We start from the raw sequence: 13,681 nt of genomic DNA on the forward strand, positions 1-13,681 counted from the left end.
GACTTCATGAATATTCTGGTTGAACATGTATCGAAACGCTATGGTTCGCATGAAGCGCTAAAAGGTATTGATCTGCGCATTGAGCAGGGCATGTTTGGCCTGCTCGGTCCCAATGGAGCTGGGAAAACAACCTTGCTGCGCATTCTGGCCACGCTCCTGCGCCCGACTAATGGACGTGTGATCATTGGTTCCTCGGATTTGAGCCAGCGTACGCAACGCAAGATGGTACGCGCCCATCTGGGCTATCTTCCCCAGGAACTCGGCTTCTACCCGGACCTGACCGGGCGCGAATTTCTGGACTATATGGGTCTGCTTAAACGTCTATACGATCGCAACGCACGCCGCCGACAAATCGCGGCCCTGCTGAATATCGTCAATCTGGCCGAGCACGCCGATCGTCAAATCAAAACCTACTCGGGTGGCATGAAACGCCGCCTGGGAATCGCCCAGGCCTTGCTAGGTGATCCACAGGTTCTGGTCATCGACGAGCCGACTACGGGGCTTGATCCTGAAGAACGCATTCGCCTGCGTACTCTCTTGACGAGGCTTGCCGAAGACCGTATCGTGATTCTTTCCACTCACGTTGTTGAGGATATCAATCAGACCTGTGAGCGCCTGGCGGTGCTTGATAAAGGCAGGCTGGTTTTTGATGGCCTCACACGTCAGTTGATCGAGGAGGCTTCAGGCCACACCTGGCAATTTCTCGCGGCGCCCAACTATACCCCTCCGCTGGATTTGAGCGTCATCTCGGCGCTGTCGCAAAGAGGGGGAACGCTCTACCATGTGGTCGGGCCAGAACCACGAGGACCAGTGCAAGACGTACAACGTCTCTCACCAACATTAGAAGACGGCTACGTCTGGCTCCGGCAGGGCAGCAAACCATGAACAATAGCAACAGCGACCTTGCCCGCTAGAAGCTTCTCATCGCCGCAAAGAGGAGAGGAACAGACCCTAATCCTCTCCCCAAACGGTTCCCCTGCCCCACAGCTTCAGAAAACGAGCGAGGGGCAATATCTGATAAAAAGAAGTATTGAAACCGATCATTGAAGTTATAGCGAATCCTTGATAATCACTGAGCATCCTGGTACACTTTTCCTATGAAACTCAGTGATTACGCAAAACAACAAGGGGTCCGCTATGAGACGGCCTGGCGCTGGTTCCGAGACGGCAAGATTCAGGGTCGACGCGTGGGAGCGCACACGATCCTGATCGATGAATCTGCAAGATCCGCCAGCCCGGTGAAAGCTGCGACGGTGGTGTACACCCGCGTCTCCTCAGCCGAGAACAAGGCGAACCTGGACAGTCAGGCGGAGCGGCTCGTGGCGTACTGTGCGGCTCGTGGCTATCAGGTGAGCAAGGTGGTCAAAGAAATTGGTTCGGGGGTCAACGACAATCGGCCCAAGTTTCTGGCGCTCCTGGCTGATCCCAACGTCGGGCGGATTGTCATTGAACACAAAGACCGGGGGACGCGCTTTGGCTTTCGCTATATTGAGACGCTCCTCACCGCTTACGGGCGGGAAATCGAGGTGGTCAATCAGGCCGAAAATGGGACCGAAGATCTGCTCACCGACCTGACGAGCATCATTTATAGCTTCTGTGCCAGACTCTATGGGCAGCGTCGAGCGAAACGAAAGACCGAGCGCATTGTCCAGGAATTGGAGGCGCAAGATGCAACTGGTTGAAAAGCATGTGATTGCGCAGACCGATCCGCGCTTTGCCTGCGTGGATGCAGCCTGTTTTGCCTCCAAGAATCTCTACAATGCCGCCCTCTATGAGTTGCGTCAAACCTTCTTTTTGACCAACACCAGCCTCTCCTATCCTGCGCTGGATAAGCGGATGCAAGAGCACGAGGCCTACCGGGCGTTGCCTGCCAAAGTCGCGCAACAGGTGCTCAAGCAGGTCTGCACCGCCTGGTCGAGTTTCTGGGCGGCGCTTCTGGTGTATCGAGAGACCCCGGCAAAGTTCGTGGGGCGTCCTCACCTCCCAAAGTACTTGCCCAAGGCGAAGGGGCGTAACCTGCTCGTCTATACCATGCAAGCGGTGAGCCGGGGCAAACGGACCCTGGATCGGGGGATCATCCAGCCCTCGCAACTGGCATCCAGGTGAAAACCCGGCAAGACCCCAAAGCCATCGCGCAGGTGCGCGTGGTTCCCAAAGTGGGCTATGTAGTGGTCGAAGTCATCTCTGAACACGAACCCACCGTCACGGCGGTTGATCCTGATCTGCTCGCCGGACTCGATCCGGGTATGGATAATCTGGCCACGCTAACTTCAAACAAACCAGGCTTTGTCCCGGTGATTGTTAACGGGCGCGGCATCAAGTCCTGTAACCAGTATTATAACAAACAACGAGCAGTGCTCCAGAAATCCCTCGGACATCCTGGCCGAAGTCGGCGCGTGGAACAGTTGACGACTCGACGCAACCGGCGGATCGAGCACGACCTGCATACGGCCAGCCGCTTCCTGATTGATCTTTTGGTCGCCGAGGGGATCGGGACGTTGATCATGGGCAAGAATCCGTTGCAAAAACAAGAGATCCGCTTAGGGAAGCGCACCAATCAGCACTTTGTGCAGATCCCGCATGCGCGCTTCATTCAGATGCTCCAGTATAAAGCGGAACTGGTCGGCATTCGCGTGATCCTCACCGAAGAGTCGTACACGAGCAAAGCCAGCTTGCTTGATCTCGACCCCCTGCCCGTGTATCGCAAAGGCGAGCAGGTGGCCTACCAGTTTAGCGGCAAGCGCATCGAGCGGGGACTGTATCGAGCAGCCGATGGGCGGGTCATCCATGCTGATGTCAATGGCGCAGGGAATATTATCCGCAAAGTAGCTCCTGGAGCTTTCGAGCGCAAGGGAGTAGAGGATGGGGAGTGCAGGGTCCATCTGCCGGTAGTCCATCCGGTGAGGAAGTCATTCCCTCACAAACCCGCTCGCGAGAAAATCCTGGCTCCTGTCAGGATTCGCTAGTCGCGACGGAACTATGATGTCCGTCTCCTTCTGTTATAATCAGGTGGAATTGCAGCGTTTTGAGATGTGCGCAACAAGAGAGGAGCCACTGCATGAGCATTTACAGCATTGGGCCAGAACGAGCCAGTCTCCACGGAAGCTTTTCCCGCGAGTTTCCCCCCATACTTACTATTGCATCGGGTGATGCCGTCTATTTTCGTACCCTTGATGCCGGTTGGCATCTTGGTCCCTCTACAGAGGAGTCGCAGAATCGCTTTGAACCACGCGACACTGTGCACGATAATGGTCATGCGCTGTGCGGCCCCATAACCATTCATGGTGCCCAGCCCGGGATGACGCTCGAAATACAGATAAACGAGGTACGGCCGGGAAACTGGGGGTGGACGAGCGCTGGAGGTCGGCAAAGTGCTATAAACAGGTATCTGGGACTCGTTGAGAAGCGCGAACTGCTTCACTGGGCACTTGATGCTGATGCCATGACTGGGACAGATCAGTACGGCCATACCATTGCACTACGCCCATTTATGGGTGTGATGGGCATGCCTCCCGATGAACCCGGCATCCATTCCACTATCCCCCCGCGCTTCTGTGGCGGCAATATTGATTGTAAGGAATTGGTCGCTGGCAGCACACTCTATCTGCCAATCAGCGTTCCTGGAGCACTCTTCTCTGTTGGTGATGGGCACGGCGTCCAGGGGGATGGTGAGGTAAGCGGCGTGGCTATCGAATGCCCTATGGAGCGCGTTGATTTGACATTCCATGTGCGTGACAACATGCCCTTGAAGACTCCACGTGTGAGAACGCCCAATGCATGGCTAACCCTGGGCTTTCATGAGAATCTGCATGAAGCATCTTTCATTGCACTCGAGGCCATGCTCGATCTGATGCGTGAGCAGTACGACATACCCCGCTCACAAGCGCTCGCGCTGGCGAGTCTCATCGTGGATTTGCGGATCACACAAATTGCCAACGGAGTGCATGGTGTGCATGCGGTACTCCTTGACGGCTCCATAAAATAGTACCACCTGAATGGCGGCAAGAGTGCCCTCAGCTTCAGGCCTGTCTTTTCTAGACATAAAGTAATTTTGCAACGTGGCTGAGCGTGAGAAGCTGATTCACGCCACAGCCTTCTTTCTACAATCTTGTCGCACCTCCTTCAAAAACCATTAATTCATACTGATTATTATTTTACTTGTAATAGGATAAATCACAACATAGATTGCCATCGTTTATCTTTATAAGTAAAATAAAGACATAAGCATGATATATACTATCTTGCAATCAGGTTGCACCATTTGCTCTCAAAAAGAGTTTGAAAAGTACAACGTTTTTCAATAGTACATTTTCTGATGGAGAAAGGAACGAACCTATGAAGTCTCATACACTCGCCCCCATCACACGTGCTTCCTCGCTTACAGAGCAATTAGGGATCCACGACCTCTCCGAACAGGAATTGGAACAGGTCGCAGGGGCTCAAGGCTATAGCCCCTATCATGGCAATGGTCGCAATGATCATGACAATGGTCGCAATGATCATGACAATGGTCGCAATGATCATGACCATGATTGGTATTATGGTCATCGCCGTGGCTGGGATCATGATCATCATCATCGCTGGGATTATAAACGCGGCTGGTGTTATACCAGTGGCTGGCTCCGCTAGCCTCGTCGCCACTGTTATAAAGAAACAAAAGAAAGCGGGTATCCTTCTCGGATACCCGCTCTTCATACCTCAAGTTCGCTACCCGACTTCTTAGCGTGTACTCGCTTCTTCCACTCTATACTTCTTCACTGCAATCTGGAAGGTTTCCTCATCAATAATGCTTGACTTTCCCTGGCTTTTTCTGTACACTACTTAGTGTGTATATTACACTAAGTAGCAGATATGCAGGTTCATGCTCGCTCGCATGGAAAGGGAAATCAGCATGGCACTCTTCTCATACTTTAAATCAGAGCCAACAGAGTATATTCTTGCGTATGTGAATGGACATGTGGTGAGACGTGGCGCGGGTCTCTCTTTCTGGTATTGGGCACCCCATACGTCGATCTCACTGGTGCCAATCTCGACAGTGGATGCGCCCTTCATCTTTAACGAGACGACAAACAATTTCCAGGCCGTAACTGTCCAGGGTCAGGTGACGTTTCGTATTGTTGCGCCTGAGACGATGGCACAGCTCCTCAATTTTACGGTTCAACCACGCACGCGTCGCTACCAGAGTGAGGACCCGGTCAAGTTGCAGCAGCGCATTGTCAACATTGTGCAGATGCATACGCGGAATCAGCTCCAACAACTCTCGCTTGAGGATGCCCTGCGCAGCTCGGAGTCACTGGCCCGGAATGTCCTGACCCGTCTACGTGAGGGAAATGAACTGGCAGCCCTGGGTATTGAGTGCATGAGCCTCTTCTATACAGCACTGAAAGCGACGCCGGAGATGACGAAGGCACTGGAGGCAGAACAGCGTGAGGCACTACAGCGTCGCGCGGACCAGGCCATCTATTCGCGCCGAGCGGAGGCAGTCGAGCAGGAACGTAAGATCAAGCAGAATGAGCTGGCAACCTCTGTGGTTTTGGAAGAGCGTCGTAAGGAACTCGTCAACCTGCAAGGAGAGAATACTCGTCAGGAGGCCGAGTACGAGGCGATGGCTATGCGTATTCGCCTCGCCCCTTATAGTGAGCTTGAGGTTAAACAACTGCTTGCCCTATCCTTCCACGATTTTGCGGATAACGCCCATAAGATCGGCAATTTGACGATCACCTCTGAGATCCTTGAACAATTATTGCATGGGCAGTAAGCCTCGAACACATACCACCCCAGGAACAGGCATACGCATGTAACGCATCTGTTCCTGGCTACTGCTACACCATGGGAGGATTTATGGCTGCGATTGAACGCATTGTTGTTGTAACCAGAAAAACGGCTCTGGAGGAGTTGGTGCAGCGCATGAATAGTTGGGCGCAGGCGCGTTTCTATCTGGAACAGAATCAGGTCGCATTTAGCGAGTATGAGCAGGCCGATGCACAGTACCGCCGTGCCGTTGACTTTGTGCGCCAACATCTCCCATCTACAGTAAAGCAACATTTCATTGATCGGGACTTCCTGCCGACCTACCAGTTTCGTGAGCACGACCTGGTCGTGACGATCGGACCTGACGGGCTGGTCATCAATACCGCCAAGTACCTCACAACACAGCCCATCCTGGCTCTCAACCCTGATCCTCAACGCATCGATGGAGTCCTGATTCCTTTTCACTACGAACAGGTGCGGAGCGTTGTCGAGCAGGCCGCGCGGGGACGCAGCGAGATACGACACGTCTCGATGGTGAAGGCGACGTTGAACGATGGTCAGATATTATACGCCATCAATGACCTGTTTATCGGTCAGCGTAGCCACACATCAGCCCGCTATCTGCTCCAACTTGGGGAACAGCACGAAGCACAGATATCGAGTGGCATTATTGTCTCTACCGGTGCGGGCAGTACTGGTTGGTTACGCTCGATTGTGCAGGGGGCATGGGCAATTGCGTACCCTCAGGGGCATGAACAGGTGTTGCCAGTAGCACCATGGGATGCTGATACGCTCTGGTACACAGTTCGTGAACCATTTGTCTCGAAGGTTTCCCAGGTAAATATCGTCTTTGGACAACTCAAACCAGGCCAGGAGCTTGTGATTACCTCGCAAATGCCCGATAACGGCGTTATTTTTAGCGATGGTATCGAGAGTGACTATCTTGCCTTCCATTCTGGTCTGATTGCGCGTGTGGGACTGGCAGAACGAAAGGCACACTTTGTCGCGGCCCAATGAGCTATGCAGGTAATGACCTCTTCTACTTTTTGGATCCAGTATAGCATATCTCTTGCCCGTCGGAGATACCAGGCGAAAAAGTGATGTAGCATATATTCATCTCGCTCTATTTCTGCTATAGTACTGGATAACAGTCGGAATCTTGCATGAAGGATTAAACGAAAGCGTGTATGGAAAAACAGGATGTTTTACCGGTCACAGAAGTGGTCACCCTAGGCCGCTATAAGATCGTACGGCGCATTGGACGCGGTGGAATGGGTGAGGTTTGGCTCTGTGATGATCCTCGCTTAGGTCGCCAGGTAGCGATTAAAACATTGCCCATTCATGGACAGCAGGATCAGGACTTTGTAAGACGCTTTGAACATGAGGCCAGATCAGCTGCCGCCCTGACACATCCCCATATTTTAGAAGTCCATGATTATGGGAAAGAAGTATTGCCAGACGGCTCACTTCTTCCTTTTATCGTCATGCCGTATATTCAGGGCAGCTCCCTCGGTAAGTACCTGGCAATTCGGCCATACCTGCTGCCTCCTCAGGGAATCTTTCTCTTCTTGAAACAGGCAGCCGAGGCCATTGATTACGCGCATAAACAGGGCATCATCCACCGCGATATTAAGCCCGATAATATGCTCCTGCGCGATGAACGGTGGCTTCTCCTGGCCGATTTCGGTATTGCCCGCATACTCACGTCAAACGTGCAGATGACGAAGGGGAGTGTAGGCTTCGGCACCCCTGAATACATGGCACCTGAGCAGGCACAAGGCAAGGCAACGATCACGAGCGACAATTATAGCCTGGCTGTGATCGCCTTTCAATTCTTCACCGGACACCTCCCTTTTCAGGGAGAGACCGCTCTAGCTACGATCATGCAGCATCTAACACTTCCTCCACCCTCTCCGCGCCAGTATAGCAACGATCTTCCTGCCACGTTTGAGCAAGTACTCTTACAGGGCCTGGCCAAAGACCCGCAAAAACGCCCTGCGCTCGCAAGTGAGTTCGTCCAACAATTGGAGCAGGCTTTTTTTGATTCTTCCTTTGTATTTCGGCACCTGGGCACACTAGAAGAGCATCCGGAACTTGTATTTCGCGAGAAGTCACCAGGAGAGGCTGCAACGCAGGAGACGGGCAAACGGGCACTCTCGCGTCGTCAACTCCTCTTCGCGGGTGTCTCTGGCACCGCGCTCATCGCGGGTGGAGCGCTAGGAGCATGGGGCTACATACATATAGAGCCGACACGTCTCCAGGACCTACCACAACCGCCCGCCCTCTCGGCTCGTCCACCCTCTACAGGTCCTAATAAGCCCTCATTAGTTCTGACCGGACATGCAAGACATATAAACAGCCTCTCCTGGTCGCTCGAGAGTACATCGCTCTTTTCCGCTGGCTTGGATGGCTATGTACTGCGTTGGGATATTGAGGATCTCTTGCGTCAACCTGATCGAGCACCGGGCGCTCCTCTCTACGCGGCTCAATCCCTGCCTTATTACGGCGGGCAACTCTATCCCGCCTGGTCGCCCGATGGCAAAACATTGGCGATTGCCAATACCGTCTGGAACGAGCAAAAGGTCCAGGTCCAGCTTTGTGACGCCAAATTTCACGAGAGGGCAACGATTACCCTTGCAGATGGCACAAATCCCCTCGCAGGGCTCACCTGGCTCTCCAATACCCAACTCGCGCTCGTACACATTGAGGGGTACACACAGCAGAATCCTACTGACCCTGGAAACTATACGGTCTATGTTGTAGATACACGTAATCCCAGCCAGCCAACCAAACTATTTACGCGCGCGAACGATCTCATTGCCGGAGACAATGTATTGATCACTCCTTCAGCAACGAATACAACGCTCTACGCCTTTCTCCGCGGAAGGAACATCGAAGTGGGGGCGTTCTCGCTTTCTGATCACCCCGACTGGCGCGTAAAGGAACGTTTCACCCTCCTGCCAGCACCCCACACCGGGTATGAAGGGGACACTATTAGCGATGCCCGCTGGGTCGCCGATGGCAAACGTATCGTCGTGCTCTCCGAGATTGCCCCCAAACTGTTTGTTTATAACTGGCAGGAGCGATCTCCAGCTTTACATGCCTTCACAGTCCCTACGACCAGTGAGGGGAAACCACGGAATATCAACTGCATAGCATGCAATCCAACGTCGACTTCACCCGCTCTGGCCGCCGGCACAGATACCGGTGACTTATATCTCTGGAATGTGAATGAAAGCAAGGCCACACCCGTTCGCACGCTTGATACACTTGGCCGCACAACGCCTATACCTACGCTCTCCTGGTCGCCCGATGGTAAATGGCTGGCCGCTGCGTTCGATGACCGCGATCTCTCGCTTCTCATCTGGCAGCTAGAAGGACGATAGATAATGCTCGCGCATCAAACACATCAATGGCAGGGCCGCTCACTCGGACGTTATCTCCTGCTCAGCCTGCTTGGGCGTGGGGGAATGGGTGAGGTCTGGCAGGCTGAAGATACCCAACTCCATCGCCATGTAGCGATCAAACTCTTGCTCCCTGTTCTCGATAGTGAGAAGGAATACCTGGATGCCTTCCACAACGAGGCCCGTCTAGCCGCCTCACTCGATCACCCCCATATTCTCTCTGTCCATGATTTTGGGGAACTACACCATGGTGATGATGTCATTACCTACCTGGTCATGCCATTTCTCAATGGGGGTACGTTGCGCAATCGTATGGAGAGCATGGCGGAACTTCTTCCTACCAGGGTGAGTTTGCGCTATCTACGCCAGGCTGCTGAGGCCATTGACTACGCGCACAGTCGACAGGTGCTACATCGTGATGTGACGCCCTCCAATATGCTGCTCCAGGATGATCAGCTCTATCTCTCCGATTTTGGCATTGCTCGCTTACTCTCGACCTCGACTTATCACAGTCGTACCAGTGTGGCAGTCGGCACCCCGGAATATATGGCCCCCGAACGCATCCAGGAGAAGGCTGTTCCTGCCAGCGATCTCTACAGCCTCGCAGTCATTGCCTATCAACTGTTCACTGGCAGGCTACCATTTGAGGGCGAAGATGCTCTCGCTGTGCTGCTCAAACATATTCAGGAACCGCCTCCTTCTCCTCGTCAGTTTCAGCCTCAACTTCCCGAGGAGGCCGCGCAACTGCTACTTACCGCGCTTTCAAAACATCCTGAGGAGCGCCCTTCGAACTGTGTGGCCTTTGTGACGGCCCTGGAGCAGAGTTTACAAACACCCCAACAGCCTCATGTCACAAAGGCAGATGATCCCGATGCAACACTTATCGCGCCCTGGAATAAGCGCGCACGCAATGCTACGCGAGAGAACGATCCCAATCAAACCCTTCCCGTTGGGATTGCCTCTACGTTTAAACTCGCCACACCTGGCACACATCCACGCACATCTTCAACAGGGCAAGCTCTTGAAACGACACAAACACAAATATCCGGTCAGACGCGCAAACGCGCTCACGTTAACAGGCGGGCTTTTATGCTGGGTGTCACCTCGGCAGCTGTCTTCCTGACTGGCTCAGGCCTGGCGTTGGGAAGTTCGCTCTATCGCTCATATACGCAGGTGCCTGGCCCCCAACAGTTGCACCCCGGACGACCCATTCTGAAACTCAATGGACTGACCGATATTATCTGGAATATCCGCTGGCACCCTCGCGGCCGCTACCTGGCAACCGCTGGCTACGATAACCTGGTCCAGGTCTGGGACCTTGACACCCATCTCTCTTCCCAGAGGCATGCGCCGAGCAACCTCTCCCACGCTTCGGCGATTTGGAAAATTGGAGCCACTGTTAACCGCAATAGCCTGACCTGGTCGCCAGATGGACACGCCCTGGCGCTCTTTGCCCCCCTGCAAGGATGGGCAGGCTCAGATGCAGTCCTGGCAACAGTCGATGCCTTTCAGCCTCGCGCCTCTCTTCAGCTCTACACTGATCCCAGCACCAGCGCAGATAGATTGTATAGAGGCCTGAGTTGGTCACCTTCTAATCAGGTGCTGGCGACAGGAACCAAGCAAGGTAATATTTCGCTCTGGCATCCAGAGGCGGGAACGACCCGTGGTGTCTTCAAACGCTTTACCAATCCTGAGCAATCCACGCAGGATACAGTGTCGGATCTCTTTGATGCCCCTCCTACCCTCTGCTGGTCACGTGACGAGCAGCAAATTCTGGAATACTTTCAGCCAAACAGCATTACGAGCTGGAATGTCCAGACCGGTCAGAGAGCCACGCTACTGACCCTTCCTGAAACAAAAGGGGAAAAGGGTATCGTGTATTTCTTGACATTCCTCAATTCGCCCACTATCCCGACGCAGTTCCTTGCCAGCGATATCGATATTGCCGTCATCTTTGACACTGCTCAAAAAAAGGTGCTTTCCACCCTGGGCTGTGCTGACCCGGACGCACACCGCAGCGTCATGATACCATCCTATTCAACTTTCAATAAGTTTTGTCCGCAATTGGGACAACTCACATGGTCACCCAATGGCCGTTATGTCGCGGGCACCTATTTGAGCAGTAATCAAATCTTCGTCTGGGACTTGCATAATACGCAGCCTCACCTCTCCTCGGATGGTCATCACCTTCCTGAACTGGCCTTCGGCAAAAACAATGGGCACAGCCAGGGAGAAGTTATTGTCGACCTGGCCTGGTCACCTGATGGGCGCTATATAGCATCTTCAGCAACTGATGGCATAGTCCTGATCTGGCAGGTAGATGGAGCGTAGACAATGATAAATACCTATACAACACTTCAACGCCTCAATGTGAACTCGTTGGGACGCTACCAGATACTACGCCGCATCGGACGCGGCAATACAGGCGATATCTGGCTCTGCCGGGATCCACGTCTTGAGCGCCAGGTAGCAGTGAAAACGCTACCTATTCATCCGCAACAGGATCGCGCCTTCGCGCGGCGCTTCGAGCGAGTGGCAAGAGCGGTCGCGGCTCTTGCTCATCCCCACATACTTCAAATCCATGACTATGGGAAACAACCACTCCCTTCAGGAGAAACGCTCCCCTATATAGTGCTACCGTTTATTGAGGGCGGTTCGCTGCAAGATTACCTTAAATCTAATCAACCGCTTCCAGCGGATAAGGCATTTATGCTCCTCAAGCAAGCCGCTGAGGCCATCGATCACGCTCACCAGCAGCATATCATCCACCGCGATATTAAGCCTGCTAATATGCTAATACGCGATGGGCGCTGGCTCTTGCTTGCGGATTTCGGCATTGCACGCCTCTTGACATCTCCTGAACAAGACGCCAGGGGCGAAAGTGACCTGGGAACACCAGAATATATGGCTCCCGAACAGGCTCAGGGCCGGGCCACGACAACGAGCGACATCTATAGCCTCGCGGTTATTGCCTATCAACTCTTTACAGGTCATCTTCCCTTTGAGGGCGAGACAGCGCTCGCGACGATGATGCAGCATGCATTAGAAAAGCCGCCCTCGCCGCGTCAATTCAACGCTGCGCTCTCGGCTACCTTCGAGCGGATCCTGCTTCAAGGCCTGGCAAAAGAGCCCCAACAACGCCCCGCCCTGGCAGGGGAAATGGTGGAACAGTTAGAGCATGCCTATAAGCATACTGCGCACCAGTATGTCGCTTTGCGTACGCAATATGATCTGCCGACGCTCGCGTTTGAGGACGAATCCATTCATGACGCAACACACCAGAAGGTTACACGACCTGACCGTCGTCAATTCCTGCTCGGTAGCGCGGTCGCGGTTGCCTTTGTGACTGGTGGAACACTGGGGACCTGGGGCTGGCTACGGCATACCTCTACCTCTTCTCCCATACTCCCGTCCCAGCCTCCCCTCTCTGCTCGTCCTGCTCCCTCAGAGTCACGCGATCTGGCGCTTGTGCTGACTGGGCATAATACTGCGCCCACTCAAATGGCCTGGTCCCCTGATAGTAAAACACTTATTACCGCCGGTGACGATACGCTGGTACTGCGCTGGGATATTGCCAGTCTCCTACAGAAACCAGATCGTTCTGATACATCCCCATTATATAGTGGGAAACACCTGCAATATGAGTTTGATGGGTCTCTCGTGGCGTGGTCACGGGATGGGCAACGAGTGGCCGTGGCGAACTATCTCAACAATAACAAGGCACAACTAGGTATCTTCTCACCACAACTGACCCCTCTCACTCCTCCCCTAACGCTAGAACGCTACTTCAGCCTCTGCTGGCTCCCCAACAACTCCCTGGTGATACTCAGATTCATTCCAGAAGATACCTCAAAGAAAACGCCGAGCCGTACTGAGATGTGTACGCTGGACGCGCAGCTACAAAATCTGCATGTCATTGACCCAAATGCGGCCAAAAATATATCCTTCAAATCCGACACGCTGTCTCTCTCCCCTGATGGGACACAGGTGGCATTCCTGCGTGATGACAACATTGTTATTGGTTCCTTCCAGATATCACCTACCACCACAAGCTGGCAGCCACGCAGCACGCTGCCCTTACCTTCATCAAGTTATGACGCTGCCTGGGCCGCGGATAGTCAAACACTTGTAATGTTCACGAACTCTGATGCTGGCAGCATCAGCTACTTCTCTTCTCAGGATAAGGCACTAATGCCCCACTCCCTTCAAATTCCCTCTAGCTTGAGAAAGCCAACCGACGACGCGAACATACCTCTGGATCCTACCATTAGCGCGCCGAGCATTAATTGTATCGCCTGCAATCCCGCATCACTCACTCCTGCGGTAGCTGCTGGCACCACTGGCGGGGAAATTTTCCTCTGGAATCGTCAAGAGAACGCTCATCCCATACATGGTCCGCTTACCAGTACAACCACTGGCACGCGAAGCGTTAAGGCACTCTCCTGGTCGCCTGATGGCAAATGGTTGGCAGCAAGCTATGGAGATGACAATGCCTCTATTTTGATCTGGAAAGTGCGAGGATAGCC

At 53.5% G+C, this 13,681-nt stretch carries 9 protein-coding genes and 1 pseudogene; all 10 read left to right on the forward strand.

Annotated features, from left to right (window positions below; genetic code table 11):
• The first annotated feature begins 6 nt into the window (after nucleotides 1-6).
• The 10 genes and pseudogenes from KRAC_RS18820 (at nucleotide 7) to KRAC_RS61975 (ending at nucleotide 13,679) form a co-directional block, all read left to right on the forward strand.
• Nucleotides 7-885 (forward strand): ABC transporter ATP-binding protein, encoded by an 879-nt coding sequence (locus tag KRAC_RS18820; protein ID WP_007909698.1) that lies wholly within the window; start codon nucleotides 7-9, stop codon nucleotides 883-885.
• Between the two features lie 212 nt (nucleotides 886-1,097).
• Nucleotides 1,098-1,682, forward strand: a complete 585-nt coding sequence (locus tag KRAC_RS18825; RefSeq protein WP_007909699.1) for an IS607 family transposase — start codon at nucleotides 1,098-1,100, stop codon at nucleotides 1,680-1,682.
• Nucleotides 1,669-2,966 (forward strand): annotated as a pseudogene (locus KRAC_RS18830) (RNA-guided endonuclease InsQ/TnpB family protein). Before KRAC_RS18825 ends, KRAC_RS18830 begins: the two are co-directional and overlap by 14 nt.
• Nucleotides 2,967-3,058: 92 nt before the next feature.
• Nucleotides 3,059-3,985, forward strand: a complete 927-nt coding sequence (locus KRAC_RS18835) for an acetamidase/formamidase family protein (RefSeq protein WP_007909720.1) — start codon at nucleotides 3,059-3,061, stop codon at nucleotides 3,983-3,985.
• Nucleotides 3,986-4,335: 350 nt separating this feature from the next.
• Nucleotides 4,336-4,629 carry a hypothetical protein gene (locus tag KRAC_RS71380; RefSeq protein ID WP_007909721.1) on the forward strand — a complete coding sequence of 98 codons (294 nt, stop codon included), beginning with the start codon at nucleotides 4,336-4,338 and terminating at the stop codon, nucleotides 4,627-4,629.
• Nucleotides 4,630-4,891: 262 nt separating this feature from the next.
• Nucleotides 4,892-5,758 carry an SPFH domain-containing protein gene (locus KRAC_RS18845; protein WP_040443855.1) on the forward strand — a complete coding sequence of 289 codons (867 nt, stop codon included), beginning with the start codon at nucleotides 4,892-4,894 and terminating at the stop codon, nucleotides 5,756-5,758.
• A gap of 83 nt (nucleotides 5,759-5,841) precedes the next feature.
• Nucleotides 5,842-6,768: a diacylglycerol kinase catalytic domain-containing protein gene (locus KRAC_RS18850; protein WP_007909723.1), complete on the forward strand. Its 927-nt coding sequence runs from the start codon at nucleotides 5,842-5,844 to the stop codon at nucleotides 6,766-6,768.
• 170 nt (nucleotides 6,769-6,938) lie between these two features.
• Nucleotides 6,939-9,137 (forward strand): WD40 repeat domain-containing serine/threonine protein kinase, encoded by a 2,199-nt coding sequence (locus KRAC_RS61965; protein WP_007909729.1) that lies wholly within the window; start codon nucleotides 6,939-6,941, stop codon nucleotides 9,135-9,137.
• Between the two features lie 3 nt (nucleotides 9,138-9,140).
• Entirely contained in the window at nucleotides 9,141-11,486 is a 2,346-nt protein-coding gene (locus tag KRAC_RS61970; RefSeq protein WP_007909730.1) for a WD40 repeat domain-containing serine/threonine protein kinase, read from the forward strand.
• Between the two features lie 3 nt (nucleotides 11,487-11,489).
• Entirely contained in the window at nucleotides 11,490-13,679 is a 2,190-nt protein-coding gene (locus KRAC_RS61975) for a WD40 repeat domain-containing serine/threonine protein kinase (protein WP_007909732.1), read from the forward strand.
• The last annotated feature ends 2 nt before the right edge of the window (nucleotides 13,680-13,681 follow it).

Source organism: Ktedonobacter racemifer DSM 44963 (assembly GCF_000178855.1).
GTDB classification, from domain to species: domain Bacteria; phylum Chloroflexota; class Ktedonobacteria; order Ktedonobacterales; family Ktedonobacteraceae; genus Ktedonobacter; species Ktedonobacter racemifer.